The sequence below is a fragment of the Rhodococcus sp. IC4_135 genome (assembly GCF_011602025.1).
Taxonomy (GTDB): Bacteria; Actinomycetota; Actinomycetes; order Mycobacteriales; family Mycobacteriaceae; genus Rhodococcus_F; species Rhodococcus_F baikonurensis.
In genome coordinates, this window is sequence record NZ_JAAOLG010000005.1 from 25,404 (window position 1) to 46,608 (window position 21,205).

21 protein-coding genes are annotated in these 21,205 nt (G+C 62.7%); 11 read left to right on the forward strand and 10 right to left on the reverse strand.

Features of this window, described 5'->3' with window-relative positions; all coding sequences use genetic code 11:
- Positions 1 to 26 precede the first annotated feature (26 nt).
- The 3 genes from G8767_RS12100 to G8767_RS12110 are packed head-to-tail and all read left to right on the forward strand — an operon-like array spanning position 27 to position 4,009.
- A complete protein-coding gene (locus G8767_RS12100; protein ID WP_095969440.1) occupies positions 27 to 1,235 on the forward strand; it encodes an MFS transporter in 1,209 nt (402 codons plus the stop codon).
- A gap of 26 nt (positions 1,236 to 1,261) precedes the next feature.
- On the forward strand, positions 1,262 to 2,524 hold the full coding sequence (locus tag G8767_RS12105) for an amidohydrolase (protein WP_166810277.1): 1,263 nt from the start codon (positions 1,262 to 1,264) through the stop codon (positions 2,522 to 2,524).
- A gap of 33 nt (positions 2,525 to 2,557) precedes the next feature.
- A complete protein-coding gene (locus G8767_RS12110) occupies positions 2,558 to 4,009 on the forward strand; it encodes an amidase (RefSeq protein WP_166810278.1) in 1,452 nt (483 codons plus the stop codon).
- A 12-nt stretch (positions 4,010 to 4,021) separates the two neighbouring features.
- Here G8767_RS12110 and G8767_RS12115 read toward each other — a convergent pair whose 3' ends face one another.
- Together G8767_RS12115 and G8767_RS12120 are read right to left on the reverse strand one after the other, a co-directional pair.
- Positions 4,022 to 5,035, reverse strand: coding sequence for an ABC transporter substrate-binding protein (locus G8767_RS12115; protein WP_166810279.1), 1,014 nt, complete (start codon positions 5,033 to 5,035; stop codon positions 4,022 to 4,024).
- On the reverse strand, positions 5,032 to 6,054 hold the full coding sequence (locus G8767_RS12120) for an ABC transporter substrate-binding protein (protein ID WP_166810280.1): 1,023 nt from the start codon (positions 6,052 to 6,054) through the stop codon (positions 5,032 to 5,034). The genes G8767_RS12115 and G8767_RS12120 overlap by 4 nt, the downstream gene beginning before the upstream one ends.
- A 153-nt stretch (positions 6,055 to 6,207) precedes the next feature.
- On the opposite strand from G8767_RS12120, the gene G8767_RS12125 reads away from it, so the two are divergent.
- The 6 genes from G8767_RS12125 (at position 6,208) to G8767_RS12150 (ending at position 11,353) form a co-directional block, all read left to right on the forward strand.
- Positions 6,208 to 7,098: an AraC family transcriptional regulator gene (locus tag G8767_RS12125; protein WP_253252804.1), complete on the forward strand. Its 891-nt coding sequence runs from the start codon at positions 6,208 to 6,210 to the stop codon at positions 7,096 to 7,098.
- A 53-nt stretch (positions 7,099 to 7,151) separates the two neighbouring features.
- The gene (locus G8767_RS12130) at positions 7,152 to 8,123 is read left to right on the forward strand and encodes an ABC transporter substrate-binding protein (RefSeq protein WP_166810281.1); all 972 of its coding nucleotides are present in this window, start codon (positions 7,152 to 7,154) and stop codon (positions 8,121 to 8,123) included.
- Positions 8,124 to 8,177: 54 nt separating this feature from the next.
- Entirely contained in the window at positions 8,178 to 8,900 is a 723-nt protein-coding gene (locus G8767_RS12135; protein ID WP_166810282.1) for a GntR family transcriptional regulator, read from the forward strand.
- Positions 8,897 to 9,547, forward strand: a complete 651-nt coding sequence (locus tag G8767_RS12140; RefSeq protein ID WP_095969432.1) for a sterol desaturase family protein — start codon at positions 8,897 to 8,899, stop codon at positions 9,545 to 9,547. The genes G8767_RS12135 and G8767_RS12140 overlap by 4 nt, the downstream gene beginning before the upstream one ends.
- Positions 9,548 to 9,691: 144 nt before the next feature.
- Entirely contained in the window at positions 9,692 to 9,850 is a 159-nt protein-coding gene (locus tag G8767_RS12145; protein ID WP_003944172.1) for a hypothetical protein, read from the forward strand.
- A 90-nt stretch (positions 9,851 to 9,940) separates the two neighbouring features.
- Positions 9,941 to 11,353: an amidase gene (locus G8767_RS12150; protein WP_166810283.1), complete on the forward strand. Its 1,413-nt coding sequence runs from the start codon at positions 9,941 to 9,943 to the stop codon at positions 11,351 to 11,353.
- Between the two features lie 20 nt (positions 11,354 to 11,373).
- On the opposite strand, the gene G8767_RS12155 is transcribed toward G8767_RS12150, so the two are convergent.
- Genes G8767_RS12155 through G8767_RS12175 form a run of 5 tightly spaced genes read right to left on the reverse strand, consistent with a single transcriptional unit; the run spans position 11,374 to position 17,031 of the window.
- The gene (locus tag G8767_RS12155; RefSeq protein WP_166810284.1) at positions 11,374 to 13,572 is read right to left on the reverse strand and encodes an acyl-CoA dehydrogenase; all 2,199 of its coding nucleotides are present in this window, start codon (positions 13,570 to 13,572) and stop codon (positions 11,374 to 11,376) included.
- A gap of 4 nt (positions 13,573 to 13,576) precedes the next feature.
- Positions 13,577 to 14,443 (reverse strand): SDR family oxidoreductase, encoded by an 867-nt coding sequence (locus G8767_RS12160; RefSeq protein WP_007735961.1) that lies wholly within the window; start codon positions 14,441 to 14,443, stop codon positions 13,577 to 13,579.
- 41 nt (positions 14,444 to 14,484) lie between these two features.
- The gene (locus G8767_RS12165; RefSeq protein WP_166810285.1) at positions 14,485 to 15,360 is read right to left on the reverse strand and encodes a MaoC/PaaZ C-terminal domain-containing protein; all 876 of its coding nucleotides are present in this window, start codon (positions 15,358 to 15,360) and stop codon (positions 14,485 to 14,487) included.
- Between the two features lie 6 nt (positions 15,361 to 15,366).
- The gene (locus G8767_RS12170; RefSeq protein WP_095969428.1) at positions 15,367 to 15,798 is read right to left on the reverse strand and encodes an SRPBCC family protein; all 432 of its coding nucleotides are present in this window, start codon (positions 15,796 to 15,798) and stop codon (positions 15,367 to 15,369) included.
- Between the two features lie 42 nt (positions 15,799 to 15,840).
- On the reverse strand, positions 15,841 to 17,031 hold the full coding sequence (locus G8767_RS12175; RefSeq protein ID WP_007735955.1) for a lipid-transfer protein: 1,191 nt from the start codon (positions 17,029 to 17,031) through the stop codon (positions 15,841 to 15,843).
- 102 nt (positions 17,032 to 17,133) lie between these two features.
- Here G8767_RS12175 and G8767_RS12180 point away from each other — a divergent pair, with 102 nt between their 5' ends.
- Complete coding sequence (locus tag G8767_RS12180) at positions 17,134 to 17,817, forward strand: TetR/AcrR family transcriptional regulator (protein WP_095969427.1); 684 nt, start codon at positions 17,134 to 17,136, stop codon at positions 17,815 to 17,817.
- On the forward strand, positions 17,814 to 18,365 hold the full coding sequence (locus G8767_RS12185) for a GNAT family N-acetyltransferase (RefSeq protein WP_166810286.1): 552 nt from the start codon (positions 17,814 to 17,816) through the stop codon (positions 18,363 to 18,365). The genes G8767_RS12180 and G8767_RS12185 overlap by 4 nt, the downstream gene beginning before the upstream one ends.
- Here G8767_RS12185 and G8767_RS12190 read toward each other — a convergent pair.
- Genes G8767_RS12190 through G8767_RS12200 form a run of 3 tightly spaced genes read right to left on the reverse strand, consistent with a single transcriptional unit; the run spans position 18,343 to position 21,067 of the window.
- A complete protein-coding gene (locus G8767_RS12190; protein ID WP_166810287.1) occupies positions 18,343 to 19,800 on the reverse strand; it encodes an HNH endonuclease signature motif containing protein in 1,458 nt (485 codons plus the stop codon). The two genes, G8767_RS12185 and G8767_RS12190, sit on opposite strands and share 23 nt — an antisense overlap.
- A 33-nt stretch (positions 19,801 to 19,833) precedes the next feature.
- Positions 19,834 to 20,484, reverse strand: coding sequence for a DUF6308 family protein (locus G8767_RS12195; RefSeq protein ID WP_166810288.1), 651 nt, complete (start codon positions 20,482 to 20,484; stop codon positions 19,834 to 19,836).
- Positions 20,477 to 21,067, reverse strand: a complete 591-nt coding sequence (locus tag G8767_RS12200; RefSeq protein ID WP_166810289.1) for a hypothetical protein — start codon at positions 21,065 to 21,067, stop codon at positions 20,477 to 20,479. Before G8767_RS12200 ends, G8767_RS12195 begins: the two co-directional genes overlap by 8 nt.
- Positions 21,068 to 21,205 lie beyond the last annotated feature (138 nt).

The window sequence follows — 21,205 nt, forward strand, 5'->3', positions numbered from 1 at the left end:
TTCACAGGTTCACGTTTGGAGGCTCGGTGCTTCGCTCCACGAAAGTCACGGTTGCGCTGCTGTTCGTCGCCTACGCGATCGACTACATAGACCGGCTCGCGATCAATCTCGCTCTACCCCTGCTCGGTGAAGAGTTCGATCTCGACTACTCCCAGCGCGGATTGATCATTTCCACGTTCTTCATCGCGTACACCTTGGCCCAGCTGCCCGGTGGACTGCTCGCCGATCGATACGGCGCAGTCCGGATGGCACTGATCGGATTGGTGGCATGGAGTGTCTTCACCGGCCTCACCGCTCTTGCGTGGTCCTTCGGGACGCTTCTGGTTGTTCGCTTTCTCTTCGGACTCGCGCAGGGCGTGTTTCCAGCCGCCGCTGTGAAGCTCGTTGCCGAACGCAGCATCCCGGAGCAACGGGCCACTGCCACGGGCTGGATGAACAGCTCCAACGCGGTCGGCACACTGCTCGCCATTGTCGTTGCGGCAGCACTCCTCCCGTTGATCGGCTGGCGTGGGATGTTTCTGGCCGTCGCGGTGCTCGGAGTACTGTCGCTCGTCAGCATCAAGTTGTGGCTTCCGCCCGCACTGCCGGCGGAGATCGACCGCGGTCCGGATTCCTCGTGGAGCAACATGCGCACCGTGCTTCGCTCACGAGCGATGTGGCTCTTCGCCTTGATGTTCTTCGGGTACGACTTCGTGATCTGGGGAATGTCGTCCTGGGTTCCGTCCTACCTCCACGACGAACGTGGAATCGCCCTCTCGAGCGCAAGTCTCCTCCTCATCCCGGCAACGGTCGTGGCCGCCGTGACCACGGTCATCGGGGGGCGGATCTCGGATCGGTTGGCAGGCAACAGTCGTATCGTCGTGATCCCGTCCATGCTCGCGTGCATAGTCATGCTCGCGTCAATACCCTTCGTCTCCAATACAGCCTTGTTCGTCGTTCTCGTCACCCTCGGATCTGCCGCTGCCTCTTTCGCTTTCATGCCGTGTTTTGCACTACCACTGCGGGCCCTGCCCTCGTCGGTGGTCGGGGCAGCCTCGTCGATGATCATTTTCGGCGGCATGGTCGCCGGAATAGTCGCGCCGCTCGTGTTCGGATTCATCGTCGACCATCTCTCCTGGTCAGCGGCATTCGTATCGCTCGCGCTCGGGCCAGTCGTGGCGATCATCGCGGTTATGGCAGCACCCCAGACCCGCGAGAAAATGCTGGACCTCGTTCAACTGAAAATCGCCAACTGAACACCACCATCGAAAGAAGATCGACCATGAACCAACTACTTTCGAACCTTGAATTCGGAGACCCGTCGCGGCTGCGAACCGTCGAGCCGCACTGGTTCGATCTGTACCAGGACCTGCATGCACACCCAGAGTTGTCCGGTGACGAAACTCGCACTGCTGCAATCGTTGCCGAGGAACTTCGGCGAATCGGCGGCTGGGACGTCACTGTCGGGGTCGGCGGTACGGGTGTCGTCGGAGTACTCACGGGGAGCAGCGGTCCGGTGATCCTGCTGCGCGCCGACATGGACGCGTTGCCGGTGGCAGAAGACACCGGTCTGTCCTACGCCTCCCAGACGGATGGCGTGATGCACGCATGTGGACACGACGTCCACGTAACCGCGCTACTTGCCACGTGCGCAGCGCTTTCCGCAGATCCGGCAGCGATCACGGGGACAATCGTTGCCGTCTTCCAGCCTGCCGAGGAGACCGGCTCCGGCGCTCGTGCGATGGTCGACGACGGAATCTTCGACCGCTTCCCGCGACCGGACCTCTGCCTGGGCCAACACGTGGGGCCGACTCCTGCGGGGATACTGGTCAGCAAACCCGACATCTTGATGGCCGCATCCGACACGATTCGAGTGGTCTTTCACGGCCGCGGTGGCCATGCGTCCTCGCCGTACGCATGCATCGACCCCTTGTTGATGGCAGCATCTTTCGCGCTGCGCATTCAAGGTCTGGTCGCTCATGAGGCGGCAACTCCGACAGCACCCGTGCTCACGGTCGGAGCCTTGCACGCCGGCACAGCTGCGAACATCATCGCCGACGACGCCGAACTACTGCTCAGCCTGCGAACTTTCAACGCATCGTCGCGCGAACACATGCTCGAATCGGTGGGACGGATCGCTCGTGCAGAAGCGGACGGAGCCGGCGCCGTCGAACAGCCGGACGTTCATGCGTACAACGGCTTTCCGGCTACGGTCAACACTCCGGACGCAACGTCCACGGTGATGTCGGACCTACGCCGGGCCGGGTTGGGAATGTACACTCTGCCGCAACCGCTTTCAGGCAGCGAGGACTTCGGCGTCTTCGGCACTGCCGCCCAGTGCCCCTCCGTATTCTGGCATTTCGGCGGGACCGCGCTTCAGAGTTTCGACGAAACTGCCCTCGCCGCGCTCGCCGAGGGACGGATTCCTCCCGGCACGCCGTCGAATCATTCACCGCGCTTTGCGCCCGATCCGTCCGCGGCTCTACCCGAAGGTGTCACGGCCATGACTGCTGCCGCGTTGGGTGCCCTTGCACGAAGCGCGTGATTCCTACCAACACCCCTCCAGGGAGATAACGTCATGACAGACGAACTGCATTACCTCAGCGCCACCGAAGCGATTGCCCACTTCCGCACGCGAGAACTGTCTCCGGTCGAACTGCTACAAGCAGTAGTCGCCCGAACGGAGAAGTTCGAACCGCACATCAATGCTTTCACCGAGGAGATGTTCGACGAGGCACTCGTCGGCGCTCGGGAGGCAGAGCGCCGCTACGGCGGCCAAGGACCAGACCCGCGGCCGCTGGAGGGAATTCCGGTAGCTGCCAAGGAAAAACATGCCATCGCCGGAAAGTCACTGACCGAGGGCTCACTGGCTGGGCGCGGCAACATCGCCCGCGAGAACGCGCCGGTGATCGATCGAGTTCTGGCAGCAGGCGGCCTGATCCATGCCCGCACGACGACGCCGGAGTTCTGCGTTGCGGCGTTCACCCACTCTCCACTGTGGGGGGTGACTCGTAATCCCTGGAACCTCGAGTACAGCCCTGGCGGCTCCTCGGGAGGAGCGGGCGCTGCGCTGGCCGCCGGAACTACCACTCTGGCAACAGCATCCGATATCGGTGGGTCGACTCGAGGCCCGGCGGGTTTCACCGGCACCGTCGGCCTCAAAGCGTCGTACGGACGCATTCCCGGGGTCGCCCCGCTCTCCATGGATTCCTACCGCGGCGACGGTCCCATGGCCAGAACTGTCGACGACGCGATTCTGTTGGCCAACGTTCTGATCGGGCCGGACCCGCGTGATCATTCTTCGCTGAGGCCGGCGATCACGCTGCCGCACGAGTACCCGTCGGTCGAGGGAATGCGAATTGCCCTGTGCCTGCGGCTCGGTGACTTCCCCATCGAACCTGACATCGAGGCGAATACACGGGCGCTCGCGCAGTCGTTGGTCGACGCAGGAGCGATCGTCGAGGAGATCGAACTGCCGTGGACTCGCGATTCGATGGCGGCAGCGGTGAAGGTGCATTTCGGAACGATCATGGGGGCATCCGTCGCGGAAGTTGCTCGCGCCCACGGTGATCTTCTTGCCGATTACACGCTCGACAATGTCGCGATCACGTCGAAGGGCGCTGCGGAAATGTCATTTCTGGACGGCCTCCGCAAGGAAACGCAGATGCAACGAGAGCTCGCCGAGGCAATGGCTCCTTTCGATGCGCTGATCTGCCCGACTTCGGGCACCATTGCGTTCCCGGCAGGCGAGTCTTTGCTCGACGGCCTCACTGTGGCGGGCCAGCACGTGAACACCACCGCCGAAGCACTTCTCACGTTGCCGTTCAACGTCGCCAATCGGTGCCCCGTATTGGCGGTACCCAGTGGACACGCACACAACGGCGTTCCCACGGGCGTCCAGATCGTCGGCCGCACCTACGACGAACCGACCGTGTTCCGGATCGGCAAAGCACTGGAGAAGATCCGCCCGTGGGCATACACCGAGAAGCATCAACCGAGACTGGATGTGGTGACGCCGGCTTCCTCTTGATCGCTGAGGAGGTCAGAGCTTGGCTCTGATCTCCTCGGCGATCGGCTGGAACTGCTCGAGGAACGTCAGGGCCCAACCGAATGACGCGACGCCCTCGTAGTCGAACGAATACACCTGATCGTTCTTGACGGCGCGCAGACGCTGGAAGATGGTGTCGTTCGCCAACTTCTCGTCGATGGGACCCTTGCCACTGTTGGTGATGATGACGTCGGCCTCGTCGAGCAGCTCCAACTGCTCCTTCGGGAACCACTCGTTGCTGCCGGCAGGGATTGCGAGTGAGCGGTCGTTGAACTGGAACCCGGCTTCGCTGATGACCGTCGTCTGATACTTGGTCGGCGAGTACAGCGAGAAGCCACTTTCCTCGAAGTACGTGGTGTAGACGACCTTCACCTTGCTCAACACATCAGCGTTGTCGCTACGGAACTTGGCGATCCGCGCCTGGTAACGATCTGCCAACTCCTGAACCTTCGCGCTCTGGTTGAGCGCGTCCGCGACTCCGAGGGCGCGCTCCTTCCACGCGTACTGCCCGTCTTCGGCAAAAACCGCGGTCGGGGCGATCGACCGGATCTGCTCGTAGAGATCCGGGTTGTTCTCCGACAGCAGGTTGGTCATCACGATCAAGTCGGGAGACAAAGCCGCAATCGCCTCGGCGTTCGGCTCGTACCAACGCCCCACCTTCGGGAGGGACCGCAGCGCAGACGCGTACGGTTCCGGGACACCGTCGGCGTTCTCGTAGTCGACCGGCAGTCCGACGGGTGTGAATCCGACGTCGAACATCGCGGGGCCCGTGTAGTAATCGGCGCTGACCACCCGTTGCGGATTGGTGGGAACCTCCATCTGGCCCAGAGCAGTGTTGATGGTGCGCATCGAGCCCTCGGCAGATTCACCGGAGCTGGTTCCACAGGCCGTGAGCAATCCGATCCCGGCCAGCGCGCCGGCGCCGAGAAAACCTCGCCGGGTCAGTGCAGTGGTGATGCGAGCGAACTCGGCATCGGTGTCGGATGTAGGTAGGAGAAGTGATGTCATGAAAGTGCCTCCAAGGCGCCGGATTCGAGTTCGCTGAGCCAATTGATCGCTGTGCCGTAGTCGGTGACCTGTGTGCTGATTCCGAATGACTGCCCGGACGCGATCGCAGGAATGCGGCTCCACAGCGGGTTGGCGAAGATGGATTTCATTCCCGCAGAATCGGTTCCGTCGGGTTGCTTGGGGTAGATCACCACGGTGACGTCCCGCAGCATTTCGAGTTGTTCGAAGGGAAAAGCCTCGAAGCCGGTGGACGGATTGAGATCAGGGATGAACTCGCCGCGGGTCACGTCGAGGTCGGCGAGCATCGCTCCCGTGACGCCGGTCGGATACAGAATCGAGAAGAGTCCTTCCGAGCCTCCGATTGCGACCTGGGCCCAACGGTTGCCCCGAAGCTGAGCGGAGTATTCGGTGCGGATTCGCTCCTGCATCGCCTGGTATTTCTCGCGGTTCGATGTCAGAGCCGAACCCTTGTTGACCGCGTCTGCCACTCCCTCGGCGACGGTACGCCAGTCCGATCGATTGGTGCCCGAATACACTGCTGTAGGAGCAATTTTCGAGAGCTCGCGGAACATGTCCTCGTCGATCTCGTAAGCATCGCCCACGATGAGATCGGGCGCAGCAGCGACGACCGCTTCGCGGTTCACCTCGAGAAAGACCCCCACTGAGGACAAACCGTCGATGAACTTCTGCTGCGCGGGCGTGAACTGGTCGATGTACGCGCTGTAGTCGAGCGTCGCCACGGGTTGGGCGCCGACGGCCTGCAGCTGCCACGGAGTGTTGTACGAGACGGCGACGATGCGCTGCGGATCGACGGGAACATCCACGGGGCCGTAGTGGGTCTGCACCGTCCTAGTTTCGCCGTCCGCACCGTCACCGGCGTCCCCGCTGCTACATCCGGCAAGAGCGAGCATGGACAGTGCGGCGGCACTTCCGCCGAGAAAGCCGCGACGAGTCAGTGCAGCGGTGATGCGAGCGAACTCGGCATCGGTATCTGGCGTCGGTAACAGGAGTGGTGTCATGGGTTTCCTGACGGTCTTCCGAATTAGGGCTACCTAAAACTACTCTCACCTGCGCTGTTTCGGTGAAGCATCATGGCCAACCACTATTTCGATCGAGCCATGGATACGCGTGCCCCCTCGGTCGACGGCAGGAAGCCGGTACGTTCTTGGTTCGTGACGCCATCGCGACAGGACTTCTCCGGCATCATGTTGTGGGGAGCCCCGACCCTGGAACCGGCGACGTGGAACGAGCCGGTGTCCACCCCGGACCGGATCGTCGCGGAGCCGTGGTCCGTCAGCACCATCCGGTTCGAGAGCACGGCAACGGGCGTCTGGGATTTCCATACCCACCACGAACATGAACTGCTGTGGTCGGCGGGTGGGACCGTCACACTCGAAGCGTCCGAACACCTCTGGATGGTTCCGCCGATGCTCGGCATCTGGATACCCGCAGGCACGCCACATAGAGTTCGCTCCGATCACGGCGCCGTCATCTTCGCGACGTACCTGAATCCGGATCATGTCGAGGCCGACCGGACGACAGTGGTCGGCATACCCATGACCGGTGCACTTCGGGAGGTGTTGTTACACAACGAGAACAACGCCATGCCCGACCCGAAGCGACTACGGCTTCAGCAGGTGGCAATCGACCTCATCCATCCTGTTCAGGCCGCGAGTCTCGACATTCCGTTGCCGAGAACGCCTGACCTTCTTTCGATTGCCCGGCAGATCATCGCCGATCCGGCGGACGACCGCACCACTTCCGACTGGGCGCGCACCATCGGCGTGAGTGGCCGGACCTTGATGCGCCGCTTCCAGGCCGACACCGGCACGACGCTCACTCAATGGCGAATTCTGGTGCGCGTCCGCGTTGCATTGATCGAGATCGCCGCAGGCAAACCTGTCGTCGCCGTGGCCCGCGGCCTCGGGTATGCCAACCCTGGAACATTCATCGACCTGTTCAGGCAGGTCATCGGCCACACCCCCGCCGCGTACTTCCGCTCGTTCTCACCTGTCACGAAACCGCATCAGAATGGCACCAAACCCGCACGGGTGACACGTTAGCGTCGTTAGGCAAGGCAAACCATGTTGCCCGAACACGTTGGAGAACACCACAAATGCACCACCGCCGCCGTTTTGCCAGGTCTATCGCGCTCGCGGTCGGCGCGATCCTGATCGGCACGCTCGCCTCGTGCAGCTCGTCCGACGACCAGCCCTCGCCTTCGACCGAGACCATCGACTACAGCTTCGCGGGGTACTCCGCCCAGATACCTGCCGACCCGCAGCGAGTGGTTGTCATCGACTCCCGGACGTCCCTCGAGTTCGCACTTCTCGCCGAATACCCGATCGTCGCCCTCGATTACGACGAGTCGAGCCATCTCGCATCCAAGGTCCCTGCCGATGCGGGGCACCTGGGCGGCAATCTCAGCAAAGAGGACGTGCTGAGCTACAACCCGGACCTGATCCTCATCTCCGTCGGCTGGTACGAGAGCTACAAGTCGAAGAACCTCACTTTCGAGGACATCGCACCGGTTCTGGTGATCCAGGACGGCAGCTCGCCCGACAAGGAGACCGAATCACTCGGCGGTCCTATGGGATTCATGGGCGAGCAACTGGCACTGCTGGGCAAGACCGAAGCCGCCTCGGCAGCACAGGCGCGCTACGAAGATGCTCTCGGCGCCGCTCGCGACGACGTCGGCTCCGTCGCGCAGACCAAGACGATCGCCTTCGTCTCGCTGATCGAGGACAAGTTCTTCGTGTTCAACACCCCGAACAACCTGACCGTCGACGTAGCGTCGTCACTCGGTTACACGATCCTGTCCAACGACGCGATCACCGCCGCCCAATCGGCCGCGGTCGGTGGCTACAGCGCCGAATTCGGTTGGGAGAATGCGGATGTGCTCGCCGACGCCGATGTCGTCGTCGCCCAGAATCTCGACTCCTGGCCGGGCAACCCGGCGTGGGATCGTGTTCCAGCCGTGGCCCTCGGCAATGTCGCACCGCTCGACTACGACGACAAGGTCGGATTCGCACTCACCTACACGGACTTCCTGAACAAGCTGACGGACATCACCCGCAGCCTGAAGTGAGGTTCACTGGTAATACCACTTGACCTCTCACCAGTGGGCGTTTACGGTCAGTACATGTTCCAACCCGTTGCACGTACCTCGGCCTCCGGCGCAGTCTTCGACCAGATTTCCGTTAAAGTACTGGCCGGAGAGCTGGCTGCAGGCGAAGCCCTGCCCAGTGAGCGGAAACTCGCCGAGGCGTTCGGCGTCTCCCGGCCCGCCGTCCGAGAAGCAATCCAGAAGCTCGCCCAGGCCGGACTGGTAGAAGTCCGCCAGGGCGAGTCCACGTCGGTGCGTGATTTCCGACGCCAGGCCGGACCCGAACTTCTCCCCCAGTTGCTGGTCAGAGACGGCGTCCCCGACCTGACCGTCGTGCGCAGCGTACTTGAAACTCGTGAACTGATGGGACCGCAGATCGCGGTGCTGGCCGCCCGTCGCAGCTCCGCAGAATCTGCCCGGAAACTCGACACGGCCGTGGATCAACTAGGGGCCACCGAAGATCCAGTGGAGTTGCAAGACCGCGCTCTGGTGTTCTGGGACGTCGTCGTCGACAGCGCGGATTCCATCGCCTTCCGCTTGATCTTCAACAGCCTGCGCGCCGCGTACGAGCCGGCCATGACTGCACTTGCCTCCGTCATGGTCGCCGAAGTCGGCCAGACCGACCTGTATCGAAAACTGGCTTCCGCCATCACTTCACACGACGAGTCAACCGCCGAGGCGTCAGCAGCGCAGCTCCTCCACACCGGCACGACTGCGATCAGCGACGCTCTCACCTTCCTGGAAGGACTGAAACCATGAGCAAGCCCCTCACTCTGGCCGACGCCGCACGGACGTTCCGCAAGTCACCGACGCCGTGGATGATCGGCACCATGCTGCTGGCCGCCGCGGCGGCGCGCATCTCGTTGGGCGACTGGCAGATCACCGACGCACTGGTTCCACTCGTGATGCTTGCCGCATTCCCCTTCGTGGAGTGGGTTATTCACGTGTTCGTTCTACATTGGAAGCCGCGGACCATTGCCGGCGTCACCCTCGATTCACGCCTGGCGCGCAGCCATCGGGAGCACCATTTCGCCCCGCGAACCGTCTCACTCATCTTCATTCCGTGGCAGACACTCCTGATCGTGATTCCTGTCCTGACGGCCGTCGCCCTCCTGGCATTTCCCCGCGTCGAACTCGGCCTGACGTTCCTGACCTGCATTTCCGTCCTCGGCCTCGGCTACGAGTGGACTCATTTCCTCATCCACAGTGACTACAAGCCGAAAACTGCTCTCTACCGGTCGGTTTGGCGCAACCATCGCAACCATCACTTCAAGAACGAACACTACTGGTTCACCGTCACCACCGCGGGAACGGCCGATCGCGTACTGGGCACGTATCCCGACCCCAAATCCGTCGAGACATCCCCGACGGCCAAGAACCTGCACGGCACCGCGTCGAAGCTGTGAACAAACGTCGATTCCTGGCCCCCAGCTGGCAATGAACTTGAACGTGACTGTGTATCAGTGATTTTCGTTGAAACTCGCCAGAACCGTGCTTAGTGTCGGTGGAGTCAGAAGTTCGAAAAACGCTGTAACCGAAGGACACAACACATGTTCAACGATGTATTCAACAACGTCATTCACCCGATGGTCACGAACTTCCAGCAGTTGGGCCCTCAGCAGTTCATCCCCCAGCAGTTCATTCCGCAGGGCGTGTTCCAGCAGGCGCCGCAAGCAGCCGAGCAGGCTGTGACGATTTTCGGTAGCTGATACCGCAATCCACAGATAGCGCCACTCAGGGGTCGTCCGTCCAATATGCTGGACGGACGACCTGAGTGCCTCCGCCTGACAAGGATCCCCATGACCGCGAACACCCCCGTCCACGCCTTCACCGACGACGCCCTGGGCGATCTCGACGCCACCGGCATCGCCGCCCGGATCGAATCGGGCGAGGTGACCGCGCGGGAAGTCATGGAGGCGTCGATCGCCCGGGCAGAGGCGGTTCAGGGCCAATTGAACGGCCTGGCCTGCACCGATTTCGACCGTGCCCTCGCCAGAAGCAACCGCCCCGCCAAGGGCGTCTTTGCCGGTGTCCCCACCGCGATCAAGGACAACACCGACAGCGCCGGCCTCCCCACCCAGCAGGGCAGCACCGCCTTCACCGCGGTCCCCGCAAAGGCCGACAGCGATTTCGCGAAACAGTTCCTCTCCACCGGGGCCATCTCGATCGGCAAGACCCGGCTGCCCGAGTTCGGATTCAGCGCGTCTACCGAATACATGGCCGAAGAGCCCGTCCACAACCCGTGGAACCCGGCGTATTCGTCCGGCGCTTCATCGGGTGGCGCTGCCGCACTGGTTGCTGCCGGAGTCCTCCCGATCGCGCACGCCAACGACGGTGGTGGATCGATTCGCATTCCCGCCGCTGCCTGCGGACTGGTCGGACTCAAACCCACTCGCGGCCGTACCATCGCCGATCCCGCCGACAAGTCGATGCCGATCCGGCTGATCGCTCAGGGCGCCGTCACCCGCACGGTTCGCGACACTGCACGATGGATGTCAGCGGCCGAAAGTTACTACCGCAATCCACGACTCGCACCGGTTCGCCTGATCGAAGGACCCAGCTCAACCCGCCTGCGCGTCGGCGTGATCACCGATTCCGTGACAGTCACCAAGACCGACGACGAGACGCGCAAGTCCGTCGAAGCCACGGCCGAACTCCTGGCCGGCCTCGGCCATCACGTCGAAGACGCGGCATTGCCCGTCGGCCCGGAATTCATCGAAGATTTCAGCATCTACTGGGGATTCCTGTCGTTTGCCATCTCCACCGGTGGCAAACGGATGCTCGGACCCGACTTCGACAAGTCCGGCACCGACAACCTCACCAAGGGCCTGTACTCGCTGTACCGGAAGAACCTGGTGAAGACGCCGCGCGTGCTCTACCGCCTGCGACGCCTCCAGCAGCAGTACAGCGCCATGTTCTTGAAGTACGACGTCGTGCTTTCGCCGGCTCTGGGGCACACCACCCCCGAGCTCGGATACCTCTCCCCCGCTCAGCCTTTCGAGGAACTCTTCGACAAGTTGATCGCGTACACGTCGTTCACCCCGCTCAACAACATCTCCGGCGGCCCCGCGATTTCGCTACCGCTGCATCAGACCAGCAACGGTTTGCCGTTGGCTTCGCATTTCTCCGCCGATCTCGGCGATGAGCGCACGCTCCTCGAATTGGCCTTCGAACTGGAAGAGGCTCAGCCCTGGAGAAGAATCCAGGACTGAGCCCCACCCGGTCAATACTGTCAGTCGCGCGGCAACCCGAGCATGCGCTCACCGATCACGTTGAGCTGCACCTCGGTTGTGCCGCCGTAAATGGTGGTGGCACGTCCCGAAATGAGCTGCTCCATCGCCTTGTCGCTGGGCTGACCTGGGATGCTGACCGCTCCGGCAGCACCCAGTTCGGCGACGACGAACTCGGCGATCGACTGGCTGATCTTCATCGCCAACAGCTTGCCGACGCTCGACGTTGTGCTCACGTCGATGCCCGAAAGTTGCTTGAGCACAACGCGAGAGCCGATGAGGTCGATCGCCTGGCTCTCGGCCACCAGCTCGCCGACGCGGTAGCGACCGATCGGGCTCAGGTCTGCCGACTTCGCGAACTTCAGCAGATCGGAGTCCGAGGCGTACGCCTCCATCTTCTGGCTCAGTGCGACGCGCTCGCCGGCCAGCGTCGTACGTGCGACGTTCCAACCGTCGTTGACCTCGCCGACCACGTTCTCGTCGGGGATGAACACGTCGTCGAGGAACACCTCGTTGAACAGCGCCGAGCCAGTCATCTCACGCAGCGGTCGGACGGTGATGCCCGGCGTCGACATGTCCAGGACGAAGTACGTGATGCCCTGATGCTTCGGCTTGGTGGCGTCCGTGCGGGCGATCAGCATTGCCCAGTCGGAGAACTGCGCAACCGTGGTCCAGATCTTCTGGCCGGTGATCTTCCAACCGCCGTCGACCTTTTCGGCCTTCGTGGACAATGACGCGAGGTCGGAACCAGCACCGGGCTCACTGAAGAGCTGGCACCACACCAGCTCACCCTGCAGGGTCGGTACTGCCAGTTCCTGCTTCTGCTTGTCCGAACCATGCGCCACGACGGCCTGCACTGCCCAGGTGCCCATCAGGAGCTGTGGCATCGAGATACCCGCAGCCTTGATCTCCTGGGAGATGACGATCTGCTCGAGCGGAGCGGCGCTGCGCCCGTAGGGCTTCGGCAGGTGCGGCTGAACCCAGCCGCCGTCGCCGAGCGCGATCAGCTGGTCGTCCTCGTCGAGATCGACCAACTTGGCAAGCTCGGCCGCGATGTCGCCGCGGATCTCCTCTGCCTCCGCCGGCAGTTCGAGAACGGAAGCCCGGCTGACACCGTTGAGCGCCTGCTGCGCAACACGATTGGCACGATCCTCGCGAGTACCGAGAATGCCGCGGATCGAGAGCGCGCGGCGGTAGTACAGGTGGGCGTCGTGCTCCCACGTGAATCCGATACCGCCGTGGACCTGCACACAATCCTGCGCTACCTGCACTGCGGCGTCCGGCACGATGACCGCGGCGATGTCGGCGGCAAAATCTGCCGTGTCGTCGCCCTTGTCCAATGCGCTTGCCGCATCCCACACAACGGCGCGTGCCTGCTCGAGCGCAATGCCCATCTGCGCGCACTTGTGCTTGACGCCCTGGAACTGGCCGATGGGTCGCCCGAACTGCACGCGTGTCTTGGCGTACTCCGACGCGGTGGAGACGCACCAGGACATGACGCCGACGTCTTCGGCACCGAGAACGACTGCGGCAATGGACCGTACCCGCGCCTCGGTGAGACCGTCGAGTATCCGTTCGGCGCTGATCTGAACATTGTCAGCTTCGATCCGCGCACTGCCGCGCAGCACGTCGATGCTGTCCTGCACGGTGATCGAGACCGCGCTGCTCTCGAGCACCGCATAGCGAACACCCTCGGGCAACTGGATCGGGACCAGCAGCACGTCGGCGTGTTCACCACCGAGCACACCGTCGAGTGCGCCCGTGATCGTGTACCCGCCGTCCGACGACTCGGCCGCCAACGGCGCACCCAAGGCGACTGCTGCCGTACGACTTCCGTCGATCAGACCGGGCAGAAACTCCAGACCCGCCTTGGAATCGGCGGCACCGAGAACTGCGCTTGCCAATACCGTCGGAACGAACGGGCCGGGAGAGACAGTGCGGCCCAATGCTTCCAGTGCCACCGCCAAGGTCAGCAGACCGGCGCCGTGACCACCCTGTTCTTCCGGAACCGCGAGGCCGAGAAGGTCCTGCCCGACCAGTGCCGTCCAGAACTGCGGGAACTTGTCCTCGGTCCTCGACTCCACCGCAGCGCGCACCTGCTCGGTGGTGATGGTGCGCTCGGCAAAGGAGCGCACCGAATCTGCGAGTGCGGTGTGCTCCTCGCTCAGCCCGAGGCCGAGTTCGTATGCGTTGCGTGCCATGCGCTTACAGACGTTCTGCGAGGTCGGCGGTGGTCCAGGGACCCTCGCTCTCGATGGTGTTCACACCGTGCCAGCCGGCGAGTTCCGTGATGGCTCCGCCCTGAACGGCGTACACCTTGCCGGTGAGCTTGCAGTCCGCGGCCGCGAGATAGGCCACCAACGGTGAGATGTTGGACGGCGCGAAGGCGTCGAACTCGCCCTCGGGTACCTCGGCGGCAAACAGTGCCCCCATGCCGGGTGTCGCCAGCGTCAGCCGAGTGCGTGCAATCGGCGCAATTGCGTTGACGCGCACGCCGTATCGATCGAGCTCGTCAGCGGCCACCAAGGTCAGGGCTGCGATGCCCGCCTTTGCGGCACCGTAGTTACCCTGGCCCGCATTGGGCATGAACGTACCCGAAGCCGACGCAGTGTTGATGACCGAAGCATTGACGGTCTCTCCCGCCTTGCTCTGGTCCTTCCAGTAGGCGGCAGCGTGGTGCAGCGTCGCCGCGTGCCCCTTCAGGTGCACGGCGATGACTGCGTCCCACTGACTCTCGTCCATGCCCGCGATGAAGGCGTCACGAAGAATGCCGGCGTTGTTGACCAGCACGTCGAGTCGACCGAACTCGCTGACGGCCTGCTTGACGAGGCCCTCCGCCCCGTCCCAGGTGGCGATGTTGTCTGTGTTGGCAACGGCCTTGCCGCCTGCAGCGACGATCTCGTCGACTACTTGCTGTGCGGGACCGGCATCTGCGCCGGATCCGTCGTTTGCTCCGCCGAGATCGTTGACCACGACGCTCGCACCCTCGCGAGCGAAGAGCAGCGCATGCTCACGGCCGATGCCGCGTCCTGCTCCGGTGATGATCGCTACGCGACCGTCGAGACTTCCCATCAGTTCAGATTCCCATCAGTTCAGTTGTCGGACATGAAGACTCATTTGTCGGCGATGACCGCGAGGCCGTCCTTGATGACGAGGTCACCGACCGCGCTGGTTTCGTACGAGTACGACGTGGCTCCGTCTGCCGAACCCGACTTGTGGAACACCGTCTCGATGTCCTGGGTCGGGAGTACGGGTTTCGCGAATCGCACTGCGAGACGGCGCAACCGCTCGGTCTCGCCGCCCGCCAGTTCGGTCAGGGCTCCCCACGACGTGAACGCCATCGTGCACAGTCCGTGGTTGATGATTCCAGGCAGTCCGGACATCCGAGCGATCTCCTCGTCGAGGTGAATCGGCATCGGATCGCCGGAAGCCGGTGAGTACCGGAACGTCTGGTCCTCGTCGATGTGCTGGTTCACCACCGCTGCTGGACTACCCGCGCGAAGAGCGTCGTCGAATCGGTGTTCGGGAGCCTTCTCGCCCAGTCCGGGGCCCGCGTCGACCTTGCGGAAGAATGCGGTCATCCACTGCTCGTTGACCAATTCACCCTTGTCGGTTTTGGTTTCGATGTAGATGACGACGGTGGAACCGTTGTCACGGCCCTCGAATCCGATGGGTTTTGCCCGGGCCACCAGATGGTCGCCGGGGTAGATCGGACGGTGGAACAGGAAGTCCTGCTCACCGTGAACGAGCTTCATCAGCAGTTCCACCGGTGCCACCGACAGCGCTGCCGGTGCCATCGACATGAAGACGGGTACCACCGCGAAGACCGGTGGAGCGATCTCGCCCTTCAGGTGTCGCTCGATGGGATCGTTGGTGGCAGCGGCATATTCGGCGATGCGCTCGGCCGTCACCTCGAAGTGCTCCGGATCAGTCCATACGTCCAGCCCGGACGTATCGAATTCGACCGCGTTGGTCTTCGGTGTTGTCATCGAGCGTTATCCGACCAACTCGGCGAACTTCGCCAGCGAGGCCTCGAGGTCAGCCTTGGCGTTCTTGGCAACTGCCTTGCCGATCGGTCCGACGATCATGGTGCCCTTGAAGCTGGCGTCGACGGTTGCCTTCGAGCCCGAACCGTCGGCCTCGACCGAGAGAACGAATTCGACGGTGACACCGGCCATTCCGGTACCGGCAATCTTGACCATCTTCGGAACCTCGACCTCTTCGACGGTCCACTCGATCTTGTTGGCCATACCCATCACGGAGACGACCTCGGTGAACTTGGCGCCCAACGCAACCTCGGTGGGGAGTTCACTCTTCCAGCCCTGGTGAATGGTGAGCCACTCTTCCCAACGAGACAGGTCGGAGAGCGCATCCCAGGTCTTCTCGGGGGATGCGGGCAGTACGGCGGAGACGGAAACGGAAGCCATGATGAAACTCCTAGTGGGTAGCTAGCGGATTGAGGGTGTGATTCAGCGTGCGTAGGGCTTGTATGCGGTCACGACAACTGCGCCGCCGAGTCCGATGTTGTGTTGGAGGGCGACCTTCGCGCCGTCGACCTGACGCTTGTCGGCGGTGCCGCGGAGCTGCCAGGTGAGCTCGGCGCACTGGGCGAGGCCGGTTGCGCCGAGGGGGTGCCCCTTGGAGATGAGGCCGCCGGACGGGTTGACGACCCAGCGTCCGCCGTAGGTGGTGTCGTCGGCGTCGACGAGCTTGCCGCCGTCACCTTCGGCGCACAGTCCGAGCGCCTCGTAGGTCAACAACTCGTTGGTGGAGAAGCAGTCGTGGAGTTCGATGACGTCGACGTCGTCGGCGGTGATCCCGGCCTGCGCGTACACCTTCTCAGCGGCCTTACGGGTCATGTCCGCGCCGACAAGACTGATCGCGCTCTTGTCCTCGAAGGTGCTGTTCATGTCGGTGACCATGGCCTGTCCGACGATCTCGATCGCCTGAGCAGCGAGGCCGTGCTTCTCGACGAATGCTTCGCTGGCGATGATCGCCGCGCCGGATCCGTCCGAGGTAGGCGAGCACTGGAGCTTGGTGAGCGGCCCGTGGATCTGGCGTGCTTCGAGGATCTGCTCGAGGGTGTACTCGTCCTGGAACTGCGCGTACGGGTTGTTCAGTGAGTGCTTGTGGTTCTTGACGGCGATCTTCGCGAACTGCTCTGCAGTGGTTCCGAAGCGTTCCATGTGCTCGACGCCGGCCGCGCCGAACATGTACGGAGCGGGCGGCATCGCAAACTCCTGCAGCTCGGCGAGAGCGAGGAGGTGCCGCATGAGTGGCTGTTCACGGTCGTCGTAGGTGGATCCGAGGGACCCGGACTGCATCTTCTCGAAGCCCAGCGCCAAGGCGCAGTCGGCCTGACCACTCTTGACTGCCTGCGTGGCGAGGTAGAGCGCGGTCGATCCCGTCGAACAGTTGTTGTTGACGTTGACGATGGGGATTCCCGTCAGACCCAACTCGTAGACAGCCCGCTGACCTGCGGTGGACTCGCCGTAGACGTAGCCGACGTATGCCTGCTCGACCTCGGTGTAGTCGATACCCGCGTCTTCGAGCGCCTTGGTACCCGACTCGCGTGCCATGTCGGGGTAGTCCCACTCGCGGGCTCCCGGCTTCTCGAACTTCGTCATGCCGACGCCGACGACAAAAACCCTGTTACTCATTGCCACTCCTGAAGAGAACGGTATCTGTGTGTGACACGCTGTCCCACCAAAGTATGTGAGACATCTTGTCCAGTCAATGGCGGGGTGAGTATCGTTCGATTTATGACAAAAACAGCCGAGTCGGCGCAGCCCGACGGGCGCAGCACTCGCTGGAACGATCACAAGGAGCAGCGCAAAGCGCGGATCCTCGACGCAGCACTCGATGCAGTCAACGAAGGCGGCGCCGACGTCGGCGTCCAGCAGATCGCCGAGCGCGCCGACGTCCCCCGTTCCGTTGTCTACCGGATCTTCAAGGATCGAGCCGACCTCGACGAGCAGCTGCGAGTCCGCATCCTCGAGATGATGATGACCGACCTGACACCCACTCTCACGCCGCAGGGCACGGTCGGCGAGGCCATCTCACGGGCAGTCGAGACCTACCTCCAGTGGATTGTGAAATACCCACGACTGCACCACTTTTTAGGCAAGGGCTCGCCGAGCACCCGGGCCACCGGTTCGAAGGTGGTGACCGGAACCAAGACGGCCATCGCCGTCCAATTGGGAAACCTCTTGGGCGCGATCCTCACCAGCCGTGGCAAACCGTCGAAGATGGCTGAGCCCTTGGCTTTCGGCGTGATCGGATTGGTCGACGTCAGCGTAAACCGTTGGCTCAGTCAGCCGGGTTCCGATGTGACCAGTGCGGAATTGGCCGAGTTCCTCGAGCGTTCCATCTGGCAGGTTCTGGACGGCAATCTTAGGAGCATCGGCGTCGACATAACTCTGTCGACTCCGATCGCCGACCTGTGACAGTCACCGAACTACCCTGGGCACTCGACGGACGTGGACTTCAACTGATCCAGGTTCCATCACTTGCCCTCCACGCGCTGGGTGAAGATAACGCGGCTCTCGCAATGGAACTCGCGCCGAACCTCCTGACCCCGTATCTCCTCGGCGAGGAATGCCAGGGCTTGTGGCGCTACCGGAGCAAGCAGATAGCAGAGAATCCCCTCGACAGCGCGTGGATCACCCGCATCGCAGTCGATGCCCGCACCTCCGCCCCGGTGGGGTTGGCCGGATTTCACGGCCGCCCCGATGCGCGCGGGATGGTGGAGATCGGATATCGCATCGACCCGGCGTTCCGGCGCCAGGGCTACGCTCGAACTGCCCTCGAGATACTTCTGGACATCGCCAGTCGCGAATCCGAAGTGCACATCGTTCGAGCGACCATCAGCCCGGACAATGCTGCGTCTCGAAACCTGATCAGCCAGTACGGTTTCAACGAAGTCGGTGAGCAGTGGGACGAAGAAGACGGTCTGGAAACCATCTTCGAAGTCAGCGCCTCTCCGGAACCGTGACAGCCGTCAACCCGCTGGTGCTGTCGGTCCAGTGAATGGCACGATCCTCCAGCATCACCGGCGTCCACAACCTGTATGTCTTCACCTGATGGTGATGACGACACAGGCATTGGAGGTTGCTCGCAATGGTCCACCCACCACGCCGCGGATCGGACGGATCGAATTCGGTGATGTGGTCGAGTTGGCACCTGTTTGCGGGCACCGAACAGCCAGGGAACCGGCAGTGACCATCGACGGCGCGCACCAAGGCGGCCAGTGCCGCTCCCGGAGCATAGGTCAGCGCACCGGGAGGTGGATCGGGCTGGGCGCCATGACCATCCGACCTTCGAACTATGTCCGGGGTTCTCGCGACCAACCGTTGCATTGCCCGAATCCGATCTCCGCAGCCTTTCGGTTCGCGACTTAGGCGATCACGTCGGGTGACAAGCGGAAGCGCAGTCGAAGCATGTTGTCGGCGCGGTCGATTCCCGGCGGCCTGGGCGCGGAAGTCGGCGAACAAAGCCTGCCAGGTGGAATCAGCAGCAAGCTCGCGAGCAAAATCGGGGTCGATCGGCCCGTATCCGTCGATGCTCGCGGGATCTGACGTCAATCCGAGAAGCGTCGCCAGGTCACACACGATGTGCAGCAGAGGCTTCCGACGTGAGGGCGCAGTCGATCGAGCTGGGGTGGATGCTGCCTCGCACGTTTCGCTGCCACACTGACAAGTCAGCCCCTGTTCGCCATGTAGGAGAGCAACCAGCGCGTCAGCCCGGCGCGTCGAGACATTTCGTGGATCGTGGTTGCAGACGCTTCCGGCGGCCTCGTTGATCAGGCCGAGCGCCTCGACGGCCTCGCTGGCGCTGAGTGTTGCCTGCAACAGTGCCAGACCGTGACGATCGGCACGCGTGCGAACGTCGCGGTGCTCCAGCATCTTCCGGCGACGTTCGGCGGCAGCATCCGGATCGTAGGCAAAGAGCTGACGTTCGATGTCACGCTCCAATTGACCGGGCGGAAGACGGTGCGCGGAGGCAAGTATTCGGCGCTCGAGTGCTGCGATCGCTTCGGGGCCGGCCCCGGTGAGCCCGTCGACAATCTTGCGCACACGCGCATAGTCCAGCTCGCCGGCAGCGAAAGCCGCCCTGGTGAGCGGAAGGAACTCGCGTAGGGCGTCACCGATCTCGATGTGGACTTCGGCAGTACGACGTGAGCACGTGAGCATGACCGCGATCTCGTTGCACGCGATCCGCCAGGCCTTGTCGACATCACCGGACACATCGAGTTCCGCATTGAATCTCGACTCCGACAACATCGATGCGCCGAGCACCTTCTGCGCGGCGAGCATGTTCTCACTCTGCGCTGTCGCAAAAAGCATGTCCGGCAACACGAGTGGGTCGACGACAGGACGGCCGTCATCTACGACTGTCCCCACACCGCCCGCCGATCGATTATCGAACATACATTCGACACTAGACCCACCCACCGACAGAAACTAAAGTGCCGGTTTGTATCCCTTCCCCTGCATCCAGGCGAGCACATCCAGCACCCGGACCGCCGGAATGGCATCACCCAGTCCGGCTCGAACGCGCAAGTCGAGCAATCGCACGTGCAACTCTCCGTCGCACAAGGCCTCTCGTACGGGTTCCAGATGGGCAGCCTTCGTTCCCAACTCCCGCCCGATGACGTCGTCGTAGATCGGGTAGAGCCGCGGACGCTTACGGGCGATGAGCTTGGATGCCATCGTGCGCCCGACGCCGTGAATCTCTCGGAGCGCCGTTTCCAAACGACACACGGGAGATTCCGGAGTGAAGGGCTCGGTTTCGTCCGAAAGATCGCGATCCGGTCCGACGTCGACCAGAAGGTGGTTCAGCTCGGCGTTGTTCTCGCCGAGAAGAAAGAAGGCTCCCTGAGCCGGAACCTGAACCGACAAAAGCGTCACCGCAACAAGATCTTCTGCGGTGAAGATGTTTGCATCACGATCGCGATTACCACTGGGATCCCAGGAATCCCACAGTGCGCCGGTTCGCAGATAACCCGTCTTGCGGAGCGGTCGCGTGAAGTATTCCTGCAGCACGTCGACCGCGCCGTCATCGTCCCCGTCTCGCAGCACACGCGGGAGCCGGATGGGCAACTGATCAACCATGGTCGAGTGACCTTTCCAGTACATATTTGGCGAACCCGGAGTTGTGGTACTGCCGAAATGGACCCTTGCCCTTGGCAACAAGATGCTCCGCGAGCGGACGAACCGTCGTCATGTCGACGGGCAGTTGCGCAAACTGCTCCAACGCATCCGAGTCCTCGAGACTGCAGTCGATCACGGTCCCGTCGCCGTCGGCCGACGCCAACTCCGTGCGTCTGATGGCGACCAGATCGTGCTTGGCATCGAGTTCTTCGATGCTGCAGCCGGTTCGCGACTCCAATGCCGAACTGGAAACGTACACGGACATGACGTGCTCGATCGGCTCACCGCCGACCAGATGGCACTCGACGCTCAGAATCTCCATCGGACCGATGTTGAGAGTGAACAAGCGATGGCGCTCCGCCGATCGATTTGTCGAAGGCAGGCAACTGATCGTCCACTGTTCGATCTCGACGGCGGCGGGCGCGTCGAACGCGTAGGAGAGAACTTCGGCAATCAGCTCGGCAAGATCTTCGAAGAGCGGGTCGCGCTGCAACCGCTCGAAATTCTCGACAGAAGCGGCGGGACGCACAGGCGCCTTGCTCACGCAGGTCCCCTCTCGTCCGGTGCTTTGCTCTCAGACCTCGCGTCCAAGGTACCCAGCCCGGCGCGGGTCTTGCGCGTTCGCCCTCACATACACCCTCGCGTTATGGTTCTCGACACGCACCACCGCCTTACCGATCGC

Excerpts from the sequence above, each read along its gene's own strand:
- G8767_RS12110 (WP_166810278.1), top strand. The coding sequence starts at position 2,558 with ATGACAGACGAACTGCATTACCTCAGCGCCACCGAAGCGATTGCCCAC.
- G8767_RS12160 (WP_007735961.1), bottom strand. The coding sequence starts at position 14,443 with ATGGGAAGTCTCGACGGTCGCGTAGCGATCATCACCGGAGCAGGACGC.
- G8767_RS12165 (WP_166810285.1), bottom strand. The coding sequence starts at position 15,360 with ATGACAACACCGAAGACCAACGCGGTCGAATTCGATACGTCCGGGCTG.
- G8767_RS12105 (WP_166810277.1), top strand. The coding sequence starts at position 1,262 with ATGAACCAACTACTTTCGAACCTTGAATTCGGAGACCCGTCGCGGCTG.
- G8767_RS12135 (WP_166810282.1), top strand. The coding sequence starts at position 8,178 with ATGTTCCAACCCGTTGCACGTACCTCGGCCTCCGGCGCAGTCTTCGAC.
- G8767_RS12115 (WP_166810279.1), bottom strand. The coding sequence starts at position 5,035 with ATGACATCACTTCTCCTACCTACATCCGACACCGATGCCGAGTTCGCT.
- G8767_RS12140 (WP_095969432.1), top strand. The coding sequence starts at position 8,897 with ATGAGCAAGCCCCTCACTCTGGCCGACGCCGCACGGACGTTCCGCAAG.
- G8767_RS12175 (WP_007735955.1), bottom strand. The coding sequence starts at position 17,031 with ATGAGTAACAGGGTTTTTGTCGTCGGCGTCGGCATGACGAAGTTCGAG.
- G8767_RS12180 (WP_095969427.1), top strand. The coding sequence starts at position 17,134 with ATGACAAAAACAGCCGAGTCGGCGCAGCCCGACGGGCGCAGCACTCGC.
- G8767_RS12130 (WP_166810281.1), top strand. The coding sequence starts at position 7,152 with ATGCACCACCGCCGCCGTTTTGCCAGGTCTATCGCGCTCGCGGTCGGC.
- G8767_RS12120 (WP_166810280.1), bottom strand. The coding sequence starts at position 6,054 with ATGACACCACTCCTGTTACCGACGCCAGATACCGATGCCGAGTTCGCT.
- G8767_RS12150 (WP_166810283.1), top strand. The coding sequence starts at position 9,941 with ATGACCGCGAACACCCCCGTCCACGCCTTCACCGACGACGCCCTGGGC.
- G8767_RS12145 (WP_003944172.1), top strand. The coding sequence starts at position 9,692 with ATGTTCAACGATGTATTCAACAACGTCATTCACCCGATGGTCACGAAC.
- G8767_RS12170 (WP_095969428.1), bottom strand. The coding sequence starts at position 15,798 with ATGGCTTCCGTTTCCGTCTCCGCCGTACTGCCCGCATCCCCCGAGAAG.
- G8767_RS12190 (WP_166810287.1), bottom strand. The coding sequence starts at position 19,800 with ATGTTCGATAATCGATCGGCGGGCGGTGTGGGGACAGTCGTAGATGAC.
- G8767_RS12195 (WP_166810288.1), bottom strand. The coding sequence starts at position 20,484 with ATGGTTGATCAGTTGCCCATCCGGCTCCCGCGTGTGCTGCGAGACGGG.
- G8767_RS12155 (WP_166810284.1), bottom strand. The coding sequence starts at position 13,572 with ATGGCACGCAACGCATACGAACTCGGCCTCGGGCTGAGCGAGGAGCAC.